Raw genomic sequence first — 23,028 nt, 5'->3', positions numbered from 1 at the left:
CATCGTCCGCTAAGGCCCGCGCTCGCTTTACACGACCGGACAACCCATGACCCTTTACACCCGTTTCGCCGCGCATCTGAATGCGGCGCTCGATGCGCTTGTCGCTGCTGGCGAATTGCCTGCCGATCTCAACCGCGCGAACATTACGGTCGAGCCGCCGCGCGACGTGACGCACGGCGATCTGGCGACCAATGCCGCGATGGTGCTGGCCAAGCCCGCAGGGCTCAATCCGCGCGCGCTGGCGGAGAAGATCGCCGCCGCCTTGGAGGGGCTCGACGAGGTGGCGAGCGTTTCGGTCGCGGGGCCGGGGTTCATCAATTTGTTCCTGACCGACGATACATGGCGCGCCGAACTGTCGGCGATCCGCGACGAAGGCGACGATTATGGCCGCTCGACGCGGGGCGCGGGGACGACCGTGAATATCGAATATGTCTCGGCCAATCCAACGGGGCCGATGCACATGGGGCATTGCCGTGGTGCCGTCGTGGGCGATGCGCTGGCGGCGCTGCTCGAATTTTCCGGCCACAAAGTGATCCGCGAATATTATGTCAACGATGCTGGCGGGCAAGTGGACGTGCTCGCGCGCTCGGTGCATTTGCGGTACCGCGAGGCGCTTGGCGCGACGGTGGAAATTCCCGAGGGACTCTATCCCGGCGATTATCTCGTCCCGGTCGGGCAGGCGCTCGCCGCCGAGTTCGGCGACAAATACGCCGACGCGCCTGAAAGCGACTGGCTCGTGCTGTTCCGGACCCGGGCTGTCGCGGCGATGCTGGTGCTGATCAAGGACGATCTCGCGCTGCTCGGCATTCATCACGACCTGTTCTCGTCCGAGGCGGAATTGCGGGCGGCGGGCAAGCCCGAGGCGGCCGAGCATGATTTGCGCGCGCGGGGGTTGATCTACGACGGCCTGCTTGAGGCGCCAAAGGGGCAGGAGCTCGAGGATTGGGAACCGGTGGTGCTGCCGCTGTTCCGCTCGACCCAGTTCGGCGATGATCAGGACCGGCCGATCAAGAAATCGAACGGGCAATGGACCTATTTCGGGGCCGATCTCGCTTACCACTATCAGAAGGCGCAGACTGCCGATGCGCTGATTGACATTTGGGGTGCGGATCATGCCGGCACGGTCAAGCGGATCGTCGCGGCGGTGGCGGCGCTGACCGGGGGCAAGACGCGCTTCGACGTCAAGCTCGTGCAGATGGTGCGGCTGATGCGCAACGGCGAGCCGATCAAGATGTCCAAGCGCGCGGGCAATTTCGTGACGCTCGCCGATGTCGTGCGCGAAGTCGGCAAGGATGTCGTGCGCTTCACGATGCTGACGCGCAAATCCGATGCGCAAATGGATTTCGACTTCGCCAAGGTGGTCGAGGCGTCGAAGGACAATCCGGTGTTTTACGTCAATTACGCGCACGCCCGCGTCGCGTCGCTGCACCGGCGTGCGGCGGAGGCGGGAATCGTGTGCGACGCGGTCGATCTGTCCCAGCTTGATACGGAGGACCTGGCGCTGGTAAAGCTCGCCGCACAATTCCCGCGCATCGTCGATACCGCGGCGGCGGCGCGCGAGCCGCACCGGATTGCGTTTTATCTCTATGACTTGGCAGCGTCGCTCCACGCGCTGTGGAACGTTGGGAATGATCGACCCGATCGGCGTTTTCTGCTACCGGACAGCCCGGCGATTACGTGCGCGCGGCTGTTCTTGGCGGATGCGCTCGCGCAGATTATCCGCAATGGTTTGGGGATTATGGGCGTCCAGGCGGTCCAGGAGATGAACTGATGGCGACGGGCGAATATGAAATGCGCGATGAAGATCGCCTTCCCTGGCTCGAAACGGTCGAGGATGATTACGACGACGGCCCGTCCGTCCTGCGGATCGTGCTGCTCGTCGTGCTTGCCCTGGCGATCGTCGCGGCGGCGATCTTCGGCTACCAATATTACAAGAAGCATCAGGGCGTGGACGGCAATGGCGCGCTGATCGCGGCGCAGGACGGCGATTACAAGGTGAAGCCCGATGACCCCGGTGGCCTGAAGGTTGAAGGCGAGGGCGATACCGCGATTGCGACCAGCGACGGTGCGGGAATGAGCAATGCGGCGATCGACCTGAAGGCGGCACCGGAAGCACCGATTGTCGGCAAGACGGTCGCGCCGCCGACGGTCGATGCGGGCGCCAGCAAGGTGGTTACGTCGATTCCATCGTCTCCGGCGGCGGTATCGGGCGGCGCGTTGGTGCAATTGGGATCGTTCGGCAGCGAGCGCGAGGCCGATGCGAGCTGGGCAACGGTTTCGAAGAAATATGCCTATCTCGCGCCGATGGGGAAATCGGTGCAGGCGGCGCAGGTGAACGGCCAGACGGTGTACCGGCTGCGCGTCAATGCCGGTGGTGCGGGTGCTGCGACGAGCCTGTGCGCGAAGCTGACGGCGGCCGGACAGGCGTGCTTCGTTCCGCGGTCGTAAGCTCTACATTTTCGGTTCGTTGTAATCCCCGCGAAAGCGGGGACCCAACTCCTGCGACAGGTGATGGGTCCCCGCTTTCGCGGGGATTACAACAGCGAGGGGATGACAAGATGATGCGTTGGGGATGACAGCGGCGCGTGGCGCATTGTAAGCCGCGATGATGAAGCCCGTCATCTTCGGCCTGTCCGGCCCGACCCTCACCCCCGATGAACGCACCTTCTTCGCGGAGGCCGAGCCGGCTGGCTACATCCTGTTCAAACGCAATATCGCGACGCGTGCGCAAGTCCGCGCGCTGACTGACAGCCTGCGCGCGGTGTCGGGGCGCGACGATGTGCCGATCCTGATCGATCAGGAGGGCGGGCGCGTCGCGCGGATGGGGCCGCCGGAATGGCCCGCTTTCCCGGCGGGGCCGGCCTTCGATGCGCTGTACGAGGTGGCACCAATGTCGGCGATCGCGGCGGCGCGCGCCAATGCCGAAGCGATCGCGCTGATGCTGAGCGAGGTCGGGATCAACGTCGATTGCCTGCCGCTGCTCGACGTGGCGCAGCCCGACACGACCGAGGCGATTTCGACGCGGGCGCTCGGGTCAGAGCCGCTGCGCGTGGCGGCAATGGGGCGGGCGATGCTCGACGGACTGCGGCGTGGCGGCGTGGTCGGCGTGGTCAAGCACATGCCGGGGCATGGCCGTGCGAAGGTCGACACGCATTATCATTTGCCGACGGTGACGGCGTCTGACGAAGAACTCGAAATCGATCTGCGACCCTTCGCCAGCCTGAAGGATGCGCCGATGGGGATGACCTCGCACATCGTGTTCGAGGCGTGGGACAACGAACGACCGGCGACGCTGTCGCCTGTGGTGATCGAGCGGATCATCCGTCAGCGCATTGGCTTTGACGGGCTGCTGATGACCGACGACATCGACATGAAGGCGCTGTCGGGCAGTGCTGGCGACAAGGCAGCGAGCGCAATTGCAGCGGGGTGCGATCTGGTGCTCGATTGCTGGGGGCGGATGGACGAAATGACCGACATTGCCGATCGGCTGGGCGAAATCTCGGCGTTGTCACGCGCGCGGCTGGAGCGGGCGATGGCGACGGTTGCGGGGGTGCATGCCGGGGGCGACATGGCGGCGCTGATCGCCACGCGGGATCAGTTGCTGGGGCTGGTGTGAGCGGTGTCTGCCACCGTCGTCACCCCAGCGAAAGCTGGGGTCTCATGGTCGCAAGGCGTCGCGCTCTCCCCCACGAGACCCCAGCTTTGGCTGGGGTGACGGTTGGGTGTAGGGTCGCACGGTGACCGAAAACCCCGAAACCCTCACGATCGATCTTGACGGCTGGGAAGGCCCGCTCGACCTGTTGCTGACGCTTGCGCGAAGCCAGAAGGTCGATCTCAAGGCGATTTCGATCCTCGCGCTGGTCGATCAATATTTGCAGTTCGTCGAGCAAGCGCGGGCGATCAAGCTGGAAGTGGCGGCGGATTATCTGGTGATGGCGGCGTGGCTGGCGTACCTCAAATCCGGGTTGCTGCTGCCACGCGACCCCGAGATCGAGCCGAGCCCCGAGGAACTGGCGCTGCGGCTGCAACTGCGGCTCGAACGGCTGAACGCGATGCGCGAGGCGGGCGCGCGGCTGATCGCGCGCGACCGGGTGGGCCGCGACGTGTTCCAACGTGGGAGCCCGGAGGGTCTCCGCACGCAGCGCAAGGCGGTGTGGCAAGCTGAAATTTACGATCTGATCGCGGCGTACGGCGTCATCACGGCGCGCACGCGGCCGGTGATGCACGTCGTCGCGCACCGCGCGGTGATGACGCTGGAGGCGGCGCTGGAGCGCGTGGCGCGGCTGCTCGGCACGGCGGTCGACTGGGACGTGATCGAGCATTTCCTGCCTGAATCGGCGACGGGTCCGTTCCGCAAATCGGCGCTTGCGTCGAGTTTCGTCGCGGCGTTGGAACTTGCACGACAAGGCAAGGTTGAATTGCGGCAGAAATCGCCCTTCGCGCCGCTCTATCTGCGCGCCCCGTCATGAACGCGCCCGACGATATAACCCGCGCGGTCGAAGCGGTGCTGTTCGCGGCGACCGAACCGATGACCCTCGAGGCGATCCGCACCCATTTGAACGGGGCGGAAGTCCGCGCGGCGCTGGCGGCGTTGCAGGCCGATTACGCCGGACGCGGGATCGAATTGGTCAAACGCGGCGAGCGCTGGCATTTCCAGACCGCCGCCGACATGGCGCATCTGTTGCGACGCGAGCATGAAGAGGCGCGCAAGCTGAGCCGTGCCGGGATCGAGACGCTCGCGATCATCGCCTATCACGAACCCGCGACTCGGGCGGAGATTGAAGCAATTCGCGGCGTCGGCATCTCTAAGGGCACCTTGGACGTATTGATGGAAGCTGGGTGGATTCGCCCCGCCGGACGGCGCGAGGTGCCGGGGCGACCGTTGCTGTACGCGACGACGCCCGCGTTCCTCGCGCATTTCGGGTTGGCAAGCAGGCGCGATCTGCCCGGGATCGATGATTTGCGGGCAGCGGGACTGCTCGATCCGGTCGATCTCGCCTTCGCGCGGACCGATTGGGACGCAGATGCGGCGGATGACGGCGATGCGGAGGTGGAAACTTTCGACGAGACGCACTAGATACCAACGACATCAGGAGATCAATCATGGGTGGTTTTAGTCTTGTTCACTGGCTGATCTTCGGCGGGATCGCGATCCTCGTCCTGGGTGGCGGTCGCTTTTCGAACATGATGGGCGATGTTGCCAAGGGCATCAAATCCTTCAAGAAGGGCATGGCCGAGGACGACGAGGCGGCCAAGGGTGTGGCGCGCGAACCGAGCCGGATCGACGCCAAGGCAGCGGCCGAGCCGGTGTTCGACCGCGACGGCAACCGCATCCGCGACCACGAAATCTGATAGCGGCCAAGGCACCGCCATGTTCGACGTCGCATCCTCCGAGGTGATCCTGCTCGGGGTCGTGGCCTTGCTTGTCATCCCACCCAAGGATTTGCCGAAAGCGATGCGCGTTGCCGGGCATTGGATCGGCAAGGTGCGCGGTGTCGCCAACCAGTTCCGATCGGGCTTCGACACAATGCTGCGCGAATCCGAGTTGCAGGAAATGGAAAAGAAATGGGCGGCGGAAAACGACCGCATCATGCGCGAACATCCGTCCGAACCGGTGCAGATGCTGCCGATGGCCGGACCGCCAGCGGAGGCGCATGCGGCTGAGGATGCTGGAGATGCGCCAGCGGTGCTGGTCGAGCAGCCGATGGTCGCCGCGCCCGAGAGGTCCGCTGACGCAGTGGCGGTTGATCAGCCCAAGCCTACCGCTGGCACGCTCCTGTGAACGCACCCGTTGACGACCTTGAAGCAAGCCGCGCACCGTTGCTCGATCATTTGGTCGAACTTCGCAAGCGACTGTTTTTCTGCATCGTTTCGGTGTTCATTACGCTGATCGGCACGTATTTTTATTCGCGCGAAATTTTTACGGTACTGGTCCACCCGCTGCTCGAGGCGGGGCAGAAACGGATTGTGACGATCGGTGTGTTCGACGGATTCTTCGTGCAGTTGAAGGTCGCTTTGTTTGCCGCGCTGATGATCTCGTTTCCGATCATCGCCAACCAGCTCTGGGGCTTTGTATCGCCCGGGCTGTACCGCAAGGAAAAGCGCGCGCTGCTGCCGTTCCTGTTCGCGACGCCGGTGTTGTTCACGATCGGTGCGATGATGGCGTATTTCGTGGCGATTCCTTCGGCGCTGAAATTCTTTCTGAGCTTTCAGGGGAGCCTTGGCGGGGTCCAGCAGGAGGCACTGACCTCGGTCGCAAGCTATCTCGATTTCGTGATGCAATTCTTGTTCGCGTTCGGCATCGCCTTCCTGTTGCCGATCCTGCTGATGCTGGTTGAGCGCGCCGGGCTGGTAACCCGCAAGCAGCTTGTGGCGGGGCGGCGCTACGCGATCGTCGGGTGTTTCGCGGTTGCGCTGGTTTTGGCACCGCCGGATGCGGGTTCGATGATCATGCTCGCGATCCCGCTGGTCGCGCTTTACGAGCTCGCGCTGATTGCGATCTGGTTCACCGAGCGCAAGCGCGTGAAGGACGAATCGACCGATCTGGTCGAAAGCTGATAGCAAAAGAGCCGCGCCGGCGGCCCGGTGCGGCTCTCGTCGCGATCTGAATTTCGGTGGCTTATTTCGCGCCGTCGGCTGTCTTGGCGACGGTATCACCGGCCGACCGTACATCCTTGCCAACACCCTCGACCGTATTGCAGGCGGCGATCAGCAGCGTTGCGGTGGCGATGGCGAGGGTTGTGATCTTACGCATTGCATAGCTCCTGAGAAAGGCGCGCGGATCGAGGTCGACCGCGCTGCCTGTCCAATGCGCGAACACCCGGTTCGTTCCGCGCAGCGCAGCGAGGACGTCGACCGGTCTTTACATCTGATGGGAAATTGGACCCGGACGCACCATCGGGGGGGGAGGATGGTGCGACCGGGACCATGTTCTGGATAGCGAGAGCGGGGGGGCATAAATTCGCTATCCAAAAGATAAAACGGTCCTTGTGGCGTCCAGTTCCAGAAAAAAAGCGACTTCCCGTAAATTTTTTTAAATTGTTATAATTCAGTCGCATCCGGTAACCGCGACGGAGATCTCATAGGCGCCGACCAAGGGATCATAATGGAGTTTAGACCGTAACTGCCGCGACAACCCTTCGATGACGCGACCATAGCGTTCCGCAACCAGCGTGCGCATTCGGTCGTCATCGATCAGCGCCGGTGAATTAACCCGCAATACTGCACGCGCGTCGCTCTCGTCGGGTCCGACCGAGATCCTGATCTGTGCGGTCGGGCTGACGTTCATGGCCAGCTCGACGATTTCGGTGAGCAGAAAGGCGATGGCGATCGCGACGTCCTGATTGACCAGATACGGCAGCACGTCGAGCGCGATACCGATCGGCGCGTTGTCGGCCGCGGTCGCGCGGAGATTCGAGGCGAGTTCGCCGAGCACGGAGCGCAGCGAAAGCCCACGATTTTCCTCGAGTTCGGCAAAATGGTTGCGATGGACGACCGCGAGCGCGTCGACGCGCCGCTGGATCGAGGCATAGGCGTTGGTCGCCTCGACGCTGCGCGCGGCGCGGGCGTGGAAATTGATCAGGCTCGAAATGACCTGAAGGTTGTTCTTCACACGATGATGGACTTCGCGGGTCAATTTGGTCTGGCGGACCAGCCCGGCGGCCAACCCAGCCTCATGCGCAGCGACGGTGCGGGTAATCGCGCGGAAGGTCTCGCCGAGATCGCGGATTTCCATTGCGGGCAGCGTGCGCATTGTGCCGGGATCGACCTCTTCGCCCGGCACGAAATGCGCAACGCTGGTGCGTAATTGCCGCAGCGGGCGGATCAACAGGCGGTCAACGACAAACCAGCCAATTCCTGCGGCGGCGGCCCACATGATGATCGGCAGCATCAGCGCCACCAGCACCGGCGAGGTGATCGGCACGCTGCGCACCCGCGTCATCAGCATGACGTCGCCGACGCCGATCGCCATGCCGAGCGTCGCACTGCGTTCGAGCGGGCCGGTGGCGGGAAGTTCGTTGAGCGACAGCACATCCTGATCGAGCGCGAGCCGCGCTTCATACGGTGGCGCATAGCCGCTTGGCTTGGCGGTTGCGGCGAGCACGGTCGCGGGGAAGAATGCCGCTGCTCGGGTTCGGCCCGTCGTGCTCGTCGTTGCAAGCGTCAAGCCGCGCCCAGGGTGCAGCCGTGCCGCGATGGGGGCATCGGCGCTCGATTCCGCGGGCCAGGCGGCGACGGGAAGTTGTTGTCCACAGATGATGCGGCCGCGCGAATCGGTAATAGAAAAGCGTGTGCCAGCGGCAGCTTGGGGGGCGAAGACGCCTTGCGCGCGGGCGCAACTGGGCGCGTCGGCAGGGTCCGCCTCGAGCGCGTTGAGCGCAACGCGGAGTGCTGTCATGTCGCCGACGAGCTCGATCGCCAGTTTGCGCGCACTTTCGGTGGCGGTAACGCGCATTTGCGTGCGCATCGCATCATCCGCCATCGCGGCGGTCTGCAACGTCGCAAAAAAAGCAATGATCGCAAGCGGTAACAAGGCTGCGCTCAAGATCAGAAAAACTTTGGCACCGGTTGGAATGCTGCCGAACCGGTCGGATAACGCACGTGCGGCGGGCGGATCGCCAACCATTTCGGTCATGCGACGATCAGTCCAGCTTGCCGAGCAGATCCAGCATTTCCGGCGGAATCGCTTCTTCGACGGTGCGTTGATACACCGTCCGCAATGCCGCGCCCATGTCGCGGTCTTTGCCTTGAGCCTTCGCGCCGGTTCCAACGGTACGTGCCGTGCCCGGCTTTTTCGAAGAATCGTCGCCCGAACGCAATGCCGTCCCCCTGGATATCCGGACATGCCGGATAGAGTTAATGTGCCACCGTAACAACCGCCATATTCGCGGGAATGCAAAGAGATTGCGCAGGCAGCGATTGGAGCATGAAACCAAATAGCGCTTTGATTGTTCCATGTGCGATGCGAAATAAAGTCCCGGCGGTTTCGGGGCCACAAACGCGTTGCATAAGCGGGGGGCCGCTTCCACAAGGTCCCTCAATTCATTTCCAAGGGAGACCCCGACAGTCATGTCGCTAGGACAGCAGCTTGCCCCCCATCTTCCGTTTCTCCGTCGCTATGGCCGCGCCTTGACCGGGAGCCAGACGCATGGCGACCGTTATGTACGCGCCACGCTCGAAGCAATCGTCGCGGCACCGGAAGAATTCCCGCGCGACGTCGATCCGCGGCTCGGTTTGTATCGCACCTTTCACGCGATCTGGAACTCAACCAATTATGACGAGACTCCGGAGAATATGGCGGTTGGCGACGGCGATGGGCAGGAAGCAATCGCTCGGGCGCGGCTAGCGCGGATCACGCCGCTGTCGCGTCAGGCATTGTTGCTGACCGCGATGGAAGGGTTCACGCCCGAGGATGCCGGTTACCTGATCGACGTCGATGTCGCCGAGGTCGAGGCGCTTGTCGCCGAGGCCTTGACCGAGATCGAGAAGCAGACCCGCGCGCGCGTGCTGATCATCGAGGATGAGCCGATCATCGCGATGGACATCGAGACGATCGTCCGCGACCTGGGGCATGACGTGACCGGCGTTGCCGTGACGCGCGACGAAGCGGTCGCGCTGGCGATGGAGGATCGTCCCGGCTTGGTGCTCGCCGACATTCAACTCGCCGATGACAGTTCGGGAATCGATGCGGTGAAGGACATCCTGGCCGAGTTCGAAGTGCCGGTGATCTTCATCACCGCTTTCCCCGAGCGTTTGCTGACGGGCGAGCGCCCAGAGCCGACCTTCCTGATTACCAAGCCGTTTCAGCGATCCACCGTCAAGGCCGCGATCGCACAGGCCTTGTTCTTCAATCAGGCGACCGTTCCCGCCGCTTGAGGGAACCGTTTCACGCCCCCGGGGGTTGGGGTTCCATACGATACGGAACCACAACGACAGTGTTACACCCGGGGGCATGTATGGCGGACGAAGAACGCATCAAAATTACGGCAGAAGAAGCGCGCGGCGGGGAAACACCGCATGTTACGCGCTACGTCCTCGGTATTTCGCTGGCGCTGGTCGTGGTGATTTTTGCGGTATTGCTGATCTTTTTCCAACGTTGAACGCTGACATGGACGGATTGGTGGACTTTGATGTCCTCCATCCCCATTTTCTTTATGCACCTTTGCGAGACCGGATTTGATGAGCGACGCACGCGATCACGATGAAGACGATGTTGCGCCCGAGGTCGTCGAGCATGTTTCGCTCTCCGATCCTGAGTTCAAGACGCAATTGGCGCAAGTGATTCCGCATCTGCGCGCGTTCGGTCGCTCGCTATCGGGTAATCGCGATCTTGCCGATGATCTCGTGCAGGAAACGCTGATGAAAGCATGGGCGGCGCGGCTGCGGTTCCAGGCGGGCACCAACATGCGTGCCTGGACCTTTATCATCCTGCGCAATCTGTATCTCAGTCAGATGCGCCGGGCACGTTTCAAGGGCGAATGGGACGATCTGGTCGCCGACCGGATTCTCGCCGCGCCTGCCAGCCAGGACAAGCATGTCGAATTGGGCGACATGCAACGCGCGCTGTTGCATTTGCCGCAGCCGCAACGCGAGGCGCTGATTCTGGTCGGCGCTGGTGGGTTTGCTTATGAAGAGGCCGCTGAAATTTGTGGTGTTGCCGTCGGCACGATCAAGAGCCGCGTGGCGCGCGGTCGTGTCGCGCTGGAAGCGGTGATGAGCGATAATACGCTCGCTTCGCGTAGGACGCACAGCAATGAGCCGGGAATGTCCGCGCTCGACACGATTATGGGCGAGGTCGACGAACTGAGCCGCAATCGTGGGTAATCAGCGCGGGATCGGTGTGGCGTCGATCATTTCGAGCTGACTGATCAGGTCCGAGAATTGCGCACAAGCAGCGGGTTCGACTCCATATGCTGCGCGCAGGGTGCCCGACAAGAAATCGGTAATCTGTGGCGCCACGACGACATAGTCGCCGGTGCAGCGAGTTTGTACAACAGGAGCGGAGCGCATTGACATAAAGCCCCAACGGACGAAGACGCTGCTCGTTGCTTAAGTATTGTCCCGCATTGGCCGAAAGCCGTAGCGTCCTGTGAAAAACACGGTTTACGATCAGGATGTTGCCGACGCCGCGGCGCGCGCTCGGCGCTATTCTCCCTTTCTGGCGCTGTTGCTCGATCGCGAACCCGCGCTGGCGGCGGACTTTGCGGCGGGAGTGTTGCCGGCACTGTCCGCGCTGGACTTGGGCGAGCCCGATGCCCCCGCGCCGCGCCGCTTGCGGCTTGTCCGTCGGCGGCTCGCGCTGCGGGTAGCGATCGGCGATCTGGCAGGCCGGGACGATTTGAGTGCCGTCACGCGTGCGTTGTCGGATTTCGCCGATCATGCGCTCGACACCGCGATCCGCACGGCGATCGCGGAGCGGACACCGGACGCGGAGCCGCGCGGGTTCACCGCGATCGCGCTGGGCAAGCAGGGCAGTCGCGAACTCAACTATTCCTCCGATATCGATCCGATTTTGCTGTTCGACCCCGCCACCCTCCCGTGTCGCCCGCGTGAAGTGCCCGAGGAAGCGGCGGTGCGGATCGCTCGGCGCGTCGTCGAAATCCTGCAGACGCGCGATGGTGATGGGTATGTGCTGCGCGTCGATCTGCGCCTGCGCCCCTCGCCCGAAGTCACGCCGATTGCCCTGTCGGTGGATGCGGCGATCTCTTATTATGAATCGCTGGCGCTGCCGTGGGAGCGTGCCGCCTTCATCCGCGCGCGCGCGGCGGCGGGGGATGTGGCGCTGGGCGGACGATTTCTGGAGGCGGTGGCGCCGTTCGTGTGGCGGCGCGCGCTCGATTTCGGTGCGATCGGCGAGATTCGCGGCATTTCGCGGCGAATTCGCGATCATTACGCGCAAGGGCAAGCGTTCGGCCCTGGGTTCGACCTCAAACGCGGGCGCGGCGGCATCCGTGAAGTCGAGTTCTTCACCCAAATCCACCAATTGATCCACGGTGGCCGCGATCCGGCGCTGCGTGTGCCCGATACGCGCCATGCCCTGTCTGCGCTGTCGGCGGCAGGGTGGGTCGATCCCAGCGAAGCGGTGGCACTGCGCCAAGCCTATACGCTGTACCGCACGATCGAGCACCGCGTGCAGATGATCGAAGATCGTCAGACGCATACGCTGCCAAGCGGCGCTGCGCTCGATGCGGCGGCACAGCTTCACGGCGTGGCCGATGGCGCAGCCTTGCTCGATCTGTTGCGGCCGCATGTCGTGGCGACCGCGCGCAGCTATGACGCGCTCGACCCGGATGAGGGCGATGCGCTGTCGTTCGATGCCGACCATCTCGCGGGGCAGCTCGCCGCAGCCGGGTTTGATGCGACCGATGTCGCGGCGCAGCGGATCGCGCAGTGGCGCGGCGGGGCCTATCCCGCGCTGCGTAGTGCGCCTGCGCGCGCGGCGCTGGAGGCGGTTCTGCCGGGCCTGATCGCGGCGCTCGGGAGTTCGCCCGATCCGCAGGGCGCGATCGTCCGGCTCGACCGGATGCTCGCGCGGCTGTCGAGCGCGGTCAATTTTTTCCGCCTGATCGAAGCGCGCCCGGCGCTGGGGCGCTTGCTCGGGCTGATCCTGAGCCATGCCGTGACGCTTGCCGAGGACCTCGCGCGGCGGCCCGAATTGTTCGACGGGCTGATCGATGCGACCGCGCTCGATCCGGTCGGTGACGTCGGGGCGCTTGCGGCCGAGATGACCAGCCGCGCGGATTATCAGTCGCAACTCGATTACGTTCGCCGCGTGGTGGGGGAGAAGCGGTTTGCGCTCGGCACGCAAATCATTGCCGGCGCGGCCGATCCGCTCGACGTGTCGGCCGGCTATGCGCGCGTTGCGGAAGCCGCGATTTGCGTGCTGGCCGAAGCAACGATCGCCGAATTTTCCGTCACGCACGGCCGGGTGCCGAACAGCGAACTGATCATTCTCGCGCTCGGGCGGATGGGCGGTGGCGCGCTGACCCACGCCTCCGATCTCGACCTGATCTATTTGTTCACCGGCGATTATCTGGCGGAATCCGACGGGCGCAAACCGCTCGGCGCGGTGCTCTATTACAACCGGCTGGCGCAACGGATCAGCGCTGCACTGTCGGTACCGACCGCATCGGGACCGCTGTACGAGATCGACACGCGCTTGCGCCCGTCGGGCACGCAAGGGCCGCTGTGCGTGTCGCTCGACGGCTTCGCGCGCTATCAACGCGAAAGCGCGTGGACGTGGGAGCATATGGCGCTTGCGCGGGCGCGGCCGGTTTATGGGTCGGCGGAGGCGCGGGCTGCGGTTGCAACGGTGATCGACGCCGTGCTGCGCGGCGACCGACCGGCGCGCAATATCACCGCCGAGGCGAGCGCGATGCGGGCGGAGATAGCAGTCCATAAGCCGCCGCTTGGTCCGCTCGACGCGAAATTGCTGCCGGGCGGTTTGGTCGATCTCGAATTCGCGGTCCACATGGTTCAGCTGGAGAGCGGGCATGGGCTCGATCCCGATTTGCGCGTCGCGATCACGGCGTTGATCGCCGCGGGGAAGGCACCGCCCGAATTGGCGGGGGCCTATGATTTGCTCGCGCGGCTGCTTGTCACGCTGCGGCTGGTTGCGCCCGATGCGCAAGTGCCCGGTGTCGCGACGCAGGATTTGATCGCGCGCGCGCTTGGCATGGCGGATTGGCCGACAGTGGTTGCGTCGCTCGACACGAATCGGCAGGACGTTTCGCGGTGGCTGGCACAGGTGGAGGGGATCGCGGCATGAAGATCATCGACGAAGGCGCAGCGTTGCCCGCGATCGACCTCGCCACGCCCGACGGCGGGCGGATCAACCTTGGTGACTATGTCGGCAAGCCGTTCGTGCTGTATTTCTATCCCAAGGACGACACGTCGGGCTGTACGCGCGAAGCCCAGGATTTCAGTCGCTTGCTGCCCGAATTCCGCGCGCTCGGGGCCGATGTCCTCGGTGTATCGCGCGATACGCCGATCAAGCACCAGAAATTCATCGCCAAATACGATCTGACTGTGCCGCTTGCCACCGACGATACCGATGCGGCGATGCAGGCGTTCGGCGTGTGGGTCGAAAAGAAGCTGTATGGGAAAACCTATATGGGGATCGATCGCGCCACCTTCCTGTTCGATGCGAACGGCATTCTGGCGCGGAGCTGGCGTAAGGCGCGCGTGCCGGGCCATGTCGTCGATGTGCTGGAGGCAGTGCGCGCACTTGCTTGAGCGAAATCGGGCCGTTTTCGGAGAATTTTCCGAATCGGTGCAGCGGTTAATCGCCCGTTCAACGACTCGCCGTGCCGATCAGCCGCTTCGACGCGCCGCGCCGCACAAAGGCTTGCTTGCCCGCTACAGTATCCCTCACACACTGTTCGTCCGGATGCAGGGGGCTGCATGCGGGCGATAGAGGGGCGGGCGCTGGCATCATCCGGCAATCGCGTAAAGGTCGCCGGGGTCACATGAACTCATTTTCGATTGCGTCGGGCGTGCGACTGGTGTCGCGGCTCAAGACCTACTTCAAGACCCGCGATTTCATTTTTCACGATGGGCGTGATCTCCAGCGCTTCAGCCTCGGTGCGCGGTCGCAAGCCGTGATGGCGGGGGTCGCCAGCATTACGTTGTGCTTTTCGGCGTACGGCGTGGCGCAGGCCGCAGTCGGCGCGGTCGCGCTGAGCGGAATCGTCGATGCGCCGCTCTCGCCCGAAGCCAAGGTCGCGCAGATGCAAGTGCGCGTCACCAAGATGCAGGCCGATGTCGCAACGATCAAACACGCCGCGCAAGTTCGCGCCACGCGCGTTGAACAGCGTCAGGCGCCGCTGGTCGCGGTCGTATCGGGCAAGGCCGATATCGCGTTGCTGTCGCGACCGACCCCGAGCATCGATCCAAAATCCGATGCGCTTGCCGCCGATGTGGTCGCGCCGCTCAAGAAGGTCGAACAGCAGCAGGTCGCCGCGATCGGGCAGGCGCGCCGCGTCGCCGATCAACGGTTTGCCCGTGCGCTTGCGCATGTGCGCAGCCTCGGCATCACGCCCGAACGCCTGTTGCCGCAGCAGCCGGCGATGGGCGGCCCGTTCGAAGCTGTCGACAGCGCCGCGGCGGAGGCGGATCTGCGCGCCGATACGCAGTTCCGCTCGCTGTTCATGACGTGGAAGAAGCTCGACACGCTCGAACAGGGCGTGATCGCGATTCCTTCGGCGCAGCCGGTCGACCATATGGCCTATACCAGCAATTACGGCATCCGCTCCGACCCGTTCCGTGGCACTGCCGCGATGCATGCCGGGGTCGATATCCCCGGTCCGGTCGGCACACCGGTCTATGCCACCGCCGATGGCATGGTCGATCGGGCCGAGCGTTCGGGGGGGTATGGCAATATGGTCGAGCTCGATCATGGCAAAGGCATCCAGACTCGCTACGGCCACCTCTCCAAAATCCTCGTCGAAGCCGGAACGCGCGTTCACCGTGGTCAGCTGATCGCGCTGATGGGGTCAACCGGGCGTTCGACCGGGCCGCATCTGCATTATGAAGTGCGGCTCGACGGCCATGCGGTGAACCCAGTGCCGTTCCTGCAAACCGCCGATTATCTGTTGGCGTCGCAGGATAAAGCGGTGCGGGTTATCCCGGTCGGCGTGGGTGGCCCGGCGGCGGATTGATCGGACGCGCATTGCCGACACGGCCGTAACCTCCTATCTTTCTGTAATGGCCACCCTTGCTCCCCAAATCGCACTGACCCCTTCTGCCGCCGCGCGCGTCGCGGCGATTGCGGCGAAGCAGGGCAAGCCGGCGATTCTTCGCCTTTCGGTCGATGGCGGCGGATGTTCGGGGTTCCAGTATAAGTTCGGTTTTGCCGATGCCGTCGATCAGGACGATGCCGTTGCCGAGCAGGACGGCGTGCGGCTGGTGGTCGATTCGATCAGCCTCGATCTCGTGCGCGGGTCGGCGGTCGATTATGTCGAGGAACTCGGCGGCGCGGCGTTCAAGGTGACCAACCCCAATGCCGCCTCGGGTTGCGGTTGCGGTTCCAGCTTCGCGGTGTAAACCGACCCGGCAACAGGGGTCGCCCACGTGAAGATCGTCACCTTCAATATCAATGGCATCAAGGCGCGGCTGCCGCGCCTGCTCGAATATCTCGCCGAGCAGCAGCCCGATGTGGTGTGCCTGCAGGAGCTCAAGACCAGCGACGAGACCTTTCCCGAGGGCGATATCCGCGCCGCGGGTTATGGCGCGATCTGGCATGGCCAGAAGAGCTGGAACGGCGTCGCTGTGCTGGCGAAGGGGCAGGACCCGATCGAGCGGCAGCGCGGGTTGGCAGGCGAACCCGAGGACGAGCACAGCCGTTATCTGGAAGCGGAGGTCGACGGCGTAACGATCGCGTCGCTGTATTTGCCCAACGGCAATCCGCAGCCGGGGCCGAAGTTCGAGTATAAACTGCGCTGGATCGACCGGCTGCGCGCCCGTGCGCTCGAACTGCTTGCCGAGGAAACGCCCGTGGTGCTGGCGGGGGATTACAATGTCATCGCCAATGACGACGATACCTATTCGGTGCGCGCGATGCAGGACGATGCGCTGATGCAGCCCGAGAGCCGTGCAGGCTTCCGCGCGCTCGTCGCGCAAGGCTGGACCGACGCGCTGCGCACCCGCTATCCGAGCGGTGGCGTGTGGACCTTCTGGGATTATCAGGCGGGCGCGTGGCAGCGCGACGCCGGGTTTCGGATCGACCATCTCTTGCTTTCCCCGATCGCGGCGGATCGGCTGGTCGATGCCGGCGTCGACAAGGAGTATCGCGCGCGCGAAAAAGCGAGCGATCATGCGCCGACCTGGGTGATGCTACGGTGATGCGGTGGATCGCGGCGAGCGCGCTGGTATTGGCGGCAAGTCCGGCCTTGGCCGAAGATCGCGACTATTGCCCGACGCGGCCGGGGCTGGGCACCACGCCGTGCACGATCGCGCCGAAACATGTCTCGGTCGAAACCGCGCTGACCGACTGGACGCTCGACGATCAACCCGATCAGCGGACCGATACGGTGCTGATCGGCGACACCTTCGTCCGTGTCGGGCTGACCGACACTATCGAGGCGCAGCTCGGCTGGACGCCGTACGGCCATGTTCGCACGCGCGACAAGACGACACAGGCGGTCGATACGGCGGGGCGCGTCGGTGATGTGACGCTGGGGATGAAAGCCAATCTGCTCCATCCCGACGGGAGCGGCCTGTCGATTGCGCTGCAGCCGTTTGTCAGTGTTCCGGTTGGTCGCGCCCCGGTTGGGGCGGGAAATTGGGGGACTGGGGTCGTGGTGCCGGTGACCTATGATCTCAGCACGACGCTCAATCTGGCGACCACGAGCGAAATCGATGCGGCGGTCGATGCCGATGGCAGCGGACGGCATCTGGCTTTTTCTGAAGTGATCGGGCTGGGCGTCAAGCTGTCGAAGGTTCTCACCGTGACCGTCGAAGGCGCAGTGCTGCGCGATGAGGATCCGAGCGGCAAGACCACGCAAGATCTTGCCTCGGCATCGCTCGCCTGGGCGGCGAAAGACGATCTGCAAGTGGATCTCGGCGCGGTCGCGGGTCTCAATCGCGCTGCTCCGGATGTCGAGCTTTATTTCGGTGTTTCGCGCCGCTTTTAAGCCATGACGGCCTGCCGTAAAATGGTGTGAAAAGCCGAAGATTGGTGGCCGTCACCATTCATCACTCGTTCAAAAATCTCACTATCCCTCTGAAAAACAACCTTTCTTGTGTTTGGCATGACTAATGCAGTAACACGGTTGCGGGTTGAGACACCCGCAGGTTTCCAGCGGAGGATATCATGACCAAGCTGTTCGTACTCACCACGGCCGTATTGCTGAGCGTCGCGGCTTCGCCTGTTGTCGCAAGCGATACGCGCCCAACCGCGGCACCGACCACTGAAGCACCGCAGGTCGCGCAGGACGGCGCGCGCGTCCCAAACGCGAAAACCAAATATTGCATCGTTGATTTGGTCACCGGGTCGCGCATTCCGGTCAAGACCTGCAAAACGCGCGAGGCCTGGCTCGAGCAAGGCTTCGACCCGCTCGCCAAGTAGTAAGCGCAGACTATTCCAGGGGCGGTGCCGCGCTCACCCCGCGACATCGCCACCCTACCCGGCGCTCGGTCAGAGCGTCTTTTCGAAAATCCAATAGCGCTTGTTGATGTCGCAGTTGATCGCCTCGGCGATCGAATTCATTCCCTGATTGTCGTCGAGGATCCAGCCGATCTCGCCGCGGGTCGCGCCGTAATGGGCAACAGAGGCGTCCTTGATTTCTTGAATCAGCATGAAGGCGAGCTGGCTCGCCAGGCGCGACGCCTGCAACTCCTTCAACACGCCCATCAATGGCACGCGCATCGTCTTCACGCGCGGTTTGCGCAGCCATAGCAACAGTTTCGCCCAGCCGAACGGGAAGAGATTGCCCTTTAGCGGCGCGATCGCTTCGTTGAGATCGGGCAACGTGATCATGAACGCGACGGGCTTGCCGTCGAGTTCGGCGATCCGGATCAGGTCGTTGAACACAATCGGCTTCAGCTTGACGCCGACATCGGCGATTTCGGGCGGAGTCAGCGGCACGAATCCCCAATTGTCCGACCAGGCATCGTTGAGGATGGCGAGGATCGTCGCGGCTTCCTCCTCGAACTTGGTTTTGTCGACATTGCGGATGCGGATACGCGGATTTTTGTTACCCGATGCGATGATCCGCTGAAGCAGCGGCACGAAATCCTTGGTGATGTCGAGTTCATAGGTCACCAATTCCTTGACCTTGTGATAGCCGGCCGCCTCGATCCAGCCGCGATATTCGGGCTTGGCATGGCCCATCATGATCGTGGGCGGATGATCGAACCCTTCGACCAGCAACCCGGGCTCCTCCCAGATCGACATGCTGATCGGGCCGAGCACGCGGTTCATGCCCTGGCCGCGCAGCCAGCCTTCGGCGGCATTGATCAAGGCTTTGGCGGTATTGGCATCCTCGGCATCGAACAGGCCGAATTGCCCGCAGCCGGGGCCGAAACCCTTGGCCGGGTCCATCTCCAGTGCGAGCGTGTCGATATGCGCGGAGATCCGCCCGACGACCGCGCCGTCGCGCTCGGCGAGGAAGAGCTGCGCCTTGGCGTGGCTGAACCAGCCATTTTTTTCGGGCGTGATCAGGCCGAGTGCCTCGCCCTTCAGTGGCGGGACCCAGTTCGGATCGTCCTGGTAGAGGTGGAAGGGGAGATCGATGAAGCGCTTGCGATCGGCCTTGCTGCTGATTGGGCGAACGGAAAGCGAAGCAATGGCCACGGGTGCGGTCCCTCCAGAAAAGTGCGCGACACGTCCCGCGTACGCGCGCCGCTGTCAAGCGCGTGCGACGCAGACGGGTGGACCGGGACGCCCCCCTTTTGCTGCCACCGTCTAGCCACTATCTTCTTGCAATGGCCCATTCCATGGACATTTCGCTAACGCTAGAGCGGCGCGACGCCGCCTCCGCCGGAGACGCCTTGCGCGGCCGCTTGTCGAGCATCGCCGACGACAAGTCGATGCTGCGCGCGGCGGCCGAGCTGACGCGTGACCTCAACCCGCCAAGCGCCGCGGTTTACTGGACTGACCTGCTGCTATCGGCGGGGATCGGGTATGCCGCGTTAGCGCTGGCAATGACGCTTGGCTCGGTTGGCTGGGCGGTCGTGGCGAGCGTGGTCGCTGTGCTGGCACTGTATCGCGCAGGCAGTTTCATCCACGAAGTCACGCATATCCGGCACGCGTCGCTGCCGGGTTTTCGTTTTGGATGGAACGTGATTGCGGGCGTTCCGTTGCTGGTTCCGAGCTTCATGTATGAAGGTGTCCATAACCTCCACCACGCGCGCACGCGCTACGGCACGATTGAGGATCCCGAATATCTGCCGCTGGCATCAATGAAGCCGTGGACGCTGCCGTTGTTCATCCTGACCTCGATCCTCGCGCCGTTCGCGTTGATCGTGCGCTACGGCGTGCTGACCCCGCTGTCGCTGGTCGTGCCGGGGATGCATCGTGTGCTGGTCGAGCGTTATTCGTCACTGTCGATCAATCCCGCCTTCCGCCGCCGTCTGCCGGAAGGCGAGGCGGCGCGGCTGTGGTGGATGCTGGAGGGCGCGTGCAGCGTCTGGGCGGTCACGCTGATCGCGCTGGTCGCGACCGGGATTTTCCCGCTGCGGATGGTTGCGATTGCGTTGGCGATCACCTCGGGCGTGTACGTTCTCAACCAGATTCGGACGCTCGTCGCGCATCTGTGGGATAATCACGAGGGCGACACGATGAGCGTCACCGCGCAATATCTCGACACCGTCAACGTCCCGCCACCGGCCTTCCTGCCGGTGCTATGGGCACCGGTGGGCTTGCGCTATCATGCGCTCCACCACCTCCTGCCGGGTTTGCCATACCACTCGCTGGCGGAGGCGCATCGGCGGTTGTCGAAGGCGCTGGGGACGGAGTCGCCGTATCACACGGCGAGTTATCCGGGGTTGCCGGGTTTGGTGGCGCGGTTGGTGCGTTCGACGATGGGGAAGCGCGGCTAACGCTGCTCCCGCGATAGCGGACTGATCGTTTCTGGCGGAACCGTGGTCGCGATATCTCTTCGCGCTCTTCGCTCCTTCGGGCTCTTCGCGTGAAATAAGAAGATTGGTTCACGCGAAGGGCGCGAAGATCAGAGATGAATCGAAGCGCTTCCATTTGGGAAGGTCGGTGGCTCCGCCGCGCGGGCTATTCTTCCGTGCGTATCAGCACGGCCTCGCCGATCATGAAGAACAGCAGGAACGGTGCCCACGCCGCGAGGAAAGGCGGGTAGGCGCCGAGATTACCCATCGCCAGCGCGAAATTGTCGGCGACGAAGTACAGAAATCCCAGCATCATCCCGATCACGGCGCGCACGAACAGCTTGCCCGATCGCGCCAGCCCGAACGCCGCGACCGCCCCAAGCAGCGGCATCAGAATCGACGAAAGTGGCCCCGATAATTTGTGCCACATCGCGCCTTCCAGCGCCTTGGTCGGACGGCCCCCGGCCTTCAGATCGGCAATGGTCGTCGATAAGGCTCTGAACGACAGGCCGTTTGCATTCACGGACGCCAAAGTGAACTGATCGGGCCGCACGCCGGACGCGATCACGGTCTCACCAACCTGCGTCAGCTTCCCGCTGGCGACATCGAAGCGCGTCGCGGGGCCGACTTTCCAACCGTTACCCTGCCGGACGCCGCTTTTGGCCGAGACGATTGCGACCAAATTGCCGCCGCTCCGATCGAACATGGTGATGCCGGTCAGCTTCGTTGCGTCCCCGCGCCCGCTGATATGATCGACTTGCAACAGATCGTCGCCGTTGCGGACCCACACATTGCTGCGGTCGCCGCGATCGACCGGAACCGGGCCGTATTCGAGCTTCTGCCACTGATCGAGCGTCGCGGTCGCGCGGCTGACGATGCGTTCGTTGAAGGCGAAGGAGATCAGCGCCACGCCGAGCGCGGTGATCAGCAGCGGCGCCAGCACTTGGTGCGCCGACAGGCCCGATGCCTTGAGCGCGACCACTTCGCTATTGCCGTTGAGCGTCGACAGCGTGATGATCGTGCCGAGCAGCACCGAAAACGGCAGGAATTGCGCGACGATCTCGGGAATGCGCAGCGACACATAGCGCAGGATCTCGGGCTGGCCATTGCCCGGGTGCGCCAGGATGTGACCCGTTTCGCTGAGCAAATCGAGCGCCTGCAGGATCAGCACCAACATCGCCAGCACCGCGAAGGTGCGCACGAGAAACATCTTGCCCATGTAGAGCGAAACGGTCCGTGAGGGGAAAAGCTGGAACGAGATCATGCCGCCGCGCTCTTGTCGCGCCGCCACGGCAGCAACTTTCCGATCGCCTTGCTCAGCTTGGAGAAAACGCGTTCGAGCGCGCCGATCGGCTGCCCGCCCGGAACATAGGCGATCGTATAATACATCCACAGCGTCAGCCCGGCGAACACCGCGAACGGGATCCAGATCGCCAGGAACGGATCAATCTTGCCAAGGCCGCCGACCGCCTGCGCATATTCGTTCACCTTGTGATAGGCGACGATCATCACGATCGCGAGGAACACGCCGAGCGCCGAGGTCGAGCGTTTGGGCGGCACGCCGAGCGCGAGCGCCAGCAGCGGCAATAACAGGATCGATAGGACTTCGGCGGTGCGGAAGTTGAAGGCGGCCTGACTGGTGGTTCGCGCCTCTTTGCTGGCACCGCGATCGCCGCCGATCCGGACGAGTTCGGGCAGCGTGCGTTCGAGATTTTCGGCGCCGCGCATTCGGAAGTTTTCGGTCTTGGGCAACGGGATCGGCAAATCATTGACGCTGAAGCGCAACACGCGTGGCGTTGCCACATTCGCCTCGGTGCGGATCAGCGTGCCGTCGGTCAGGCGGAAAATGATCTCGTCGAGATTCTCGGTCGCGAAGAACTGTCCGCTTGCCGCGGTGACGGCGATCGAGCCGCCCTTGCCATCGTCGCGGCGCAGGAAGATGCCCGACAGACGACGGCCCGAATCGTGGCTCTGCTCGATCCGCAGCGTCATGTCCTTGCCGAAATGCGTGAACTCGCCGACCTTGATCGATGCGCCGAGCGCGCCGGTGCGCAATTCGAAGCGCAGTTTTTCGTAATTGAAGCGCGCCTCGGGCTGAACGAACCCGACGATCGCGAGATTGATCGCGCCCAGCGTGAGTGCAAACAGATACGGCACGTACAGCATCCGCGTATAGCTCATGCCCACCGCGCGCATCACATCGAGCTCGGACGATGTCGCCAGTTTGCGGAAGGCGAGCAACGTGCCGAGCAGCAGGCCGACCGGAATGCCCAGACCGAAATATTCGGGCAGCAAATTGGCGAGCATTCGCCACACCACGCTGACCGGGCCGCCTTCGGTCGCCACGAAATCGAACAAGCGCAGCATGCGATCGAGCACCAGCAGCATCGCGAAGATGACGAGGGTCGAAAACAGCGGCACTGCGATCAGCCGGGCCATGTAGCGGTCGATGGATTTCATGGTGTGGGG

26 protein-coding genes are annotated in these 23,028 nt (G+C 63.5%); 19 read left to right on the top strand and 7 right to left on the bottom strand.

Annotated features, from left to right (window positions below):
• The first annotated feature begins 46 nt into the window (after positions 1–46).
• The 8 genes from argS (at position 47) to tatC (ending at position 6,558) form a co-directional block, all read left to right on the top strand.
• Positions 47–1,771, top strand: coding sequence for an arginine--tRNA ligase (argS, locus tag IEV62_RS04815; protein ID WP_188445730.1), 1,725 nt, complete (start codon positions 47–49; stop codon positions 1,769–1,771).
• Positions 1,771–2,448, top strand: a complete 678-nt coding sequence (locus tag IEV62_RS04810; protein ID WP_188445729.1) for an SPOR domain-containing protein — start codon at positions 1,771–1,773, stop codon at positions 2,446–2,448. Before argS ends, IEV62_RS04810 begins: the two co-directional genes overlap by 1 nt.
• Before the next feature lie 160 nt (positions 2,449–2,608).
• Positions 2,609–3,616 carry a glycoside hydrolase family 3 N-terminal domain-containing protein gene (locus IEV62_RS04805; RefSeq protein ID WP_188445808.1) on the top strand — a complete coding sequence of 336 codons (1,008 nt, stop codon included), beginning with the start codon at positions 2,609–2,611 and terminating at the stop codon, positions 3,614–3,616.
• Between the two features lie 121 nt (positions 3,617–3,737).
• Positions 3,738–4,469 carry a segregation and condensation protein A gene (locus tag IEV62_RS04800; RefSeq protein WP_188445728.1) on the top strand — a complete coding sequence of 244 codons (732 nt, stop codon included), beginning with the start codon at positions 3,738–3,740 and terminating at the stop codon, positions 4,467–4,469.
• Complete coding sequence (gene scpB, locus IEV62_RS04795; protein ID WP_188445727.1) at positions 4,466–5,077, top strand: SMC-Scp complex subunit ScpB; 612 nt, start codon at positions 4,466–4,468, stop codon at positions 5,075–5,077. Before IEV62_RS04800 ends, scpB begins: the two co-directional genes overlap by 4 nt.
• A gap of 26 nt (positions 5,078–5,103) precedes the next feature.
• Positions 5,104–5,352, top strand: coding sequence for a twin-arginine translocase TatA/TatE family subunit (locus IEV62_RS04790; RefSeq protein WP_188445726.1), 249 nt, complete (start codon positions 5,104–5,106; stop codon positions 5,350–5,352).
• A 19-nt stretch (positions 5,353–5,371) separates the two neighbouring features.
• Positions 5,372–5,782 carry a Sec-independent protein translocase protein TatB gene (gene tatB, locus IEV62_RS04785; RefSeq protein WP_188445725.1) on the top strand — a complete coding sequence of 137 codons (411 nt, stop codon included), beginning with the start codon at positions 5,372–5,374 and terminating at the stop codon, positions 5,780–5,782.
• Positions 5,779–6,558, top strand: a complete 780-nt coding sequence (gene tatC / locus IEV62_RS04780) for a twin-arginine translocase subunit TatC (RefSeq protein WP_188445724.1) — start codon at positions 5,779–5,781, stop codon at positions 6,556–6,558. The genes tatB and tatC overlap by 4 nt, the downstream gene beginning before the upstream one ends.
• 61 nt (positions 6,559–6,619) lie before the next feature.
• Here tatC and IEV62_RS04775 read toward each other — a convergent pair whose 3' ends face one another.
• The 3 genes from IEV62_RS04775 to IEV62_RS04765 form a co-directional block, all read right to left on the bottom strand.
• Positions 6,620–6,754: an entericidin A/B family lipoprotein gene (locus tag IEV62_RS04775; protein WP_188445723.1), complete on the bottom strand. Its 135-nt coding sequence runs from the start codon at positions 6,752–6,754 to the stop codon at positions 6,620–6,622.
• A 294-nt stretch (positions 6,755–7,048) separates the two neighbouring features.
• Complete coding sequence (locus IEV62_RS04770) at positions 7,049–8,635, bottom strand: sensor histidine kinase (protein ID WP_188445722.1); 1,587 nt, start codon at positions 8,633–8,635, stop codon at positions 7,049–7,051.
• 7 nt (positions 8,636–8,642) lie between these two features.
• Positions 8,643–8,819: a NepR family anti-sigma factor gene (locus IEV62_RS04765; RefSeq protein ID WP_188445721.1), complete on the bottom strand. Its 177-nt coding sequence runs from the start codon at positions 8,817–8,819 to the stop codon at positions 8,643–8,645.
• Between the two features lie 250 nt (positions 8,820–9,069).
• Here IEV62_RS04765 and IEV62_RS04760 point away from each other — a divergent pair, with 250 nt between their 5' ends.
• From IEV62_RS04760 to IEV62_RS04750, 3 genes are all read left to right on the top strand, one after another.
• Positions 9,070–9,876 (top strand): response regulator, encoded by an 807-nt coding sequence (locus IEV62_RS04760; protein ID WP_188445720.1) that lies wholly within the window; start codon positions 9,070–9,072, stop codon positions 9,874–9,876.
• Between the two features lie 80 nt (positions 9,877–9,956).
• Positions 9,957–10,100, top strand: coding sequence for a hypothetical protein (locus IEV62_RS04755; RefSeq protein WP_188445719.1), 144 nt, complete (start codon positions 9,957–9,959; stop codon positions 10,098–10,100).
• 79 nt (positions 10,101–10,179) lie between these two features.
• On the top strand, positions 10,180–10,824 hold the full coding sequence (locus IEV62_RS04750) for a sigma-70 family RNA polymerase sigma factor (RefSeq protein ID WP_188445718.1): 645 nt from the start codon (positions 10,180–10,182) through the stop codon (positions 10,822–10,824).
• Here IEV62_RS04750 and IEV62_RS04745 read toward each other — a convergent pair whose 3' ends face one another.
• Positions 10,825–11,010 (bottom strand): hypothetical protein, encoded by a 186-nt coding sequence (locus tag IEV62_RS04745; protein WP_188445717.1) that lies wholly within the window; start codon positions 11,008–11,010, stop codon positions 10,825–10,827.
• A gap of 79 nt (positions 11,011–11,089) precedes the next feature.
• On the opposite strand from IEV62_RS04745, the gene IEV62_RS04740 reads away from it, so the two are divergent.
• The 7 genes from IEV62_RS04740 (at position 11,090) to IEV62_RS04710 (ending at position 18,067) form a co-directional block, all read left to right on the top strand.
• Positions 11,090–13,768, top strand: coding sequence for a [protein-PII] uridylyltransferase family protein (locus tag IEV62_RS04740; protein WP_188445716.1), 2,679 nt, complete (start codon positions 11,090–11,092; stop codon positions 13,766–13,768).
• Positions 13,765–14,235, top strand: coding sequence for a peroxiredoxin (locus tag IEV62_RS04735; RefSeq protein WP_188445715.1), 471 nt, complete (start codon positions 13,765–13,767; stop codon positions 14,233–14,235). Before IEV62_RS04740 ends, IEV62_RS04735 begins: the two co-directional genes overlap by 4 nt.
• A 233-nt stretch (positions 14,236–14,468) precedes the next feature.
• The gene (locus IEV62_RS04730; RefSeq protein WP_188445714.1) at positions 14,469–15,659 is read left to right on the top strand and encodes a M23 family metallopeptidase; all 1,191 of its coding nucleotides are present in this window, start codon (positions 14,469–14,471) and stop codon (positions 15,657–15,659) included.
• A gap of 46 nt (positions 15,660–15,705) precedes the next feature.
• Positions 15,706–16,044, top strand: coding sequence for an iron-sulfur cluster insertion protein ErpA (gene erpA / locus IEV62_RS04725; RefSeq protein WP_188445713.1), 339 nt, complete (start codon positions 15,706–15,708; stop codon positions 16,042–16,044).
• 27 nt (positions 16,045–16,071) lie between these two features.
• Positions 16,072–16,842 carry an exodeoxyribonuclease III gene (gene xth / locus IEV62_RS04720; protein ID WP_188445712.1) on the top strand — a complete coding sequence of 257 codons (771 nt, stop codon included), beginning with the start codon at positions 16,072–16,074 and terminating at the stop codon, positions 16,840–16,842.
• A complete protein-coding gene (locus IEV62_RS04715) occupies positions 16,842–17,633 on the top strand; it encodes a transporter (protein WP_188445807.1) in 792 nt (263 codons plus the stop codon). Before xth ends, IEV62_RS04715 begins: the two co-directional genes overlap by 1 nt.
• A 179-nt stretch (positions 17,634–17,812) precedes the next feature.
• Positions 17,813–18,067, top strand: a complete 255-nt coding sequence (locus IEV62_RS04710; protein WP_188445711.1) for a hypothetical protein — start codon at positions 17,813–17,815, stop codon at positions 18,065–18,067.
• Between the two features lie 69 nt (positions 18,068–18,136).
• On the opposite strand, the gene IEV62_RS04705 is transcribed toward IEV62_RS04710, so the two are convergent.
• Positions 18,137–19,294 carry an N-acetyltransferase gene (locus IEV62_RS04705; RefSeq protein ID WP_188445710.1) on the bottom strand — a complete coding sequence of 386 codons (1,158 nt, stop codon included), beginning with the start codon at positions 19,292–19,294 and terminating at the stop codon, positions 18,137–18,139.
• A gap of 143 nt (positions 19,295–19,437) precedes the next feature.
• Between IEV62_RS04705 and IEV62_RS04700 the strand changes: the two genes are divergently transcribed.
• Positions 19,438–20,541: a fatty acid desaturase family protein gene (locus tag IEV62_RS04700; protein WP_188445709.1), complete on the top strand. Its 1,104-nt coding sequence runs from the start codon at positions 19,438–19,440 to the stop codon at positions 20,539–20,541.
• Between the two features lie 184 nt (positions 20,542–20,725).
• Here IEV62_RS04700 and lptG read toward each other — a convergent pair whose 3' ends face one another.
• Both lptG and IEV62_RS04690 read right to left on the bottom strand, forming a co-directional pair.
• Positions 20,726–21,823, bottom strand: coding sequence for an LPS export ABC transporter permease LptG (lptG, locus tag IEV62_RS04695; protein WP_188445806.1), 1,098 nt, complete (start codon positions 21,821–21,823; stop codon positions 20,726–20,728).
• Complete coding sequence (locus IEV62_RS04690; protein WP_188445708.1) at positions 21,820–23,019, bottom strand: LptF/LptG family permease; 1,200 nt, start codon at positions 23,017–23,019, stop codon at positions 21,820–21,822. The genes lptG and IEV62_RS04690 overlap by 4 nt, the downstream gene beginning before the upstream one ends.
• Between the last annotated feature and the right edge of the window lie 9 nt (positions 23,020–23,028).

Source organism: Sphingomonas psychrolutea (assembly GCF_014636175.1).
In the GTDB taxonomy this organism is placed as follows: domain Bacteria; phylum Pseudomonadota; class Alphaproteobacteria; order Sphingomonadales; family Sphingomonadaceae; genus Sphingomonas; species Sphingomonas psychrolutea.
The sequence above is the reverse complement of the archived record's forward strand: the minus strand, read 5'-3'. Positions and strand labels throughout refer to the sequence as shown.

Coding starts and splice junctions, on each gene's coding strand:
- argS (WP_188445730.1), top strand. CDS start 47: ATGACCCTTTACACCCGTTTCGCCGCGCATCTGAATGCGGCGCTCGAT.
- IEV62_RS04810 (WP_188445729.1), top strand. CDS start 1,771: ATGGCGACGGGCGAATATGAAATGCGCGATGAAGATCGCCTTCCCTGG.
- IEV62_RS04805 (WP_188445808.1), top strand. CDS start 2,609: ATGAAGCCCGTCATCTTCGGCCTGTCCGGCCCGACCCTCACCCCCGAT.
- scpB (WP_188445727.1), top strand. CDS start 4,466: ATGAACGCGCCCGACGATATAACCCGCGCGGTCGAAGCGGTGCTGTTC.
- IEV62_RS04790 (WP_188445726.1), top strand. CDS start 5,104: ATGGGTGGTTTTAGTCTTGTTCACTGGCTGATCTTCGGCGGGATCGCG.
- tatB (WP_188445725.1), top strand. CDS start 5,372: ATGTTCGACGTCGCATCCTCCGAGGTGATCCTGCTCGGGGTCGTGGCC.
- IEV62_RS04775 (WP_188445723.1), bottom strand. CDS start 6,754: ATGCGTAAGATCACAACCCTCGCCATCGCCACCGCAACGCTGCTGATC.
- IEV62_RS04770 (WP_188445722.1), bottom strand. CDS start 8,635: ATGACCGAAATGGTTGGCGATCCGCCCGCCGCACGTGCGTTATCCGAC.
- IEV62_RS04760 (WP_188445720.1), top strand. CDS start 9,070: ATGTCGCTAGGACAGCAGCTTGCCCCCCATCTTCCGTTTCTCCGTCGC.
- IEV62_RS04755 (WP_188445719.1), top strand. CDS start 9,957: ATGGCGGACGAAGAACGCATCAAAATTACGGCAGAAGAAGCGCGCGGC.
- IEV62_RS04750 (WP_188445718.1), top strand. CDS start 10,180: ATGAGCGACGCACGCGATCACGATGAAGACGATGTTGCGCCCGAGGTC.
- IEV62_RS04745 (WP_188445717.1), bottom strand. CDS start 11,010: ATGCGCTCCGCTCCTGTTGTACAAACTCGCTGCACCGGCGACTATGTC.
- IEV62_RS04735 (WP_188445715.1), top strand. CDS start 13,765: ATGAAGATCATCGACGAAGGCGCAGCGTTGCCCGCGATCGACCTCGCC.
- IEV62_RS04730 (WP_188445714.1), top strand. CDS start 14,469: ATGAACTCATTTTCGATTGCGTCGGGCGTGCGACTGGTGTCGCGGCTC.
- erpA (WP_188445713.1), top strand. CDS start 15,706: ATGGCCACCCTTGCTCCCCAAATCGCACTGACCCCTTCTGCCGCCGCG.
- IEV62_RS04715 (WP_188445807.1), top strand. CDS start 16,842: ATGCGGTGGATCGCGGCGAGCGCGCTGGTATTGGCGGCAAGTCCGGCC.
- IEV62_RS04710 (WP_188445711.1), top strand. CDS start 17,813: ATGACCAAGCTGTTCGTACTCACCACGGCCGTATTGCTGAGCGTCGCG.
- IEV62_RS04700 (WP_188445709.1), top strand. CDS start 19,438: ATGGACATTTCGCTAACGCTAGAGCGGCGCGACGCCGCCTCCGCCGGA.
- lptG (WP_188445806.1), bottom strand. CDS start 21,823: ATGATCTCGTTCCAGCTTTTCCCCTCACGGACCGTTTCGCTCTACATG.
- IEV62_RS04690 (WP_188445708.1), bottom strand. CDS start 23,019: ATGAAATCCATCGACCGCTACATGGCCCGGCTGATCGCAGTGCCGCTG.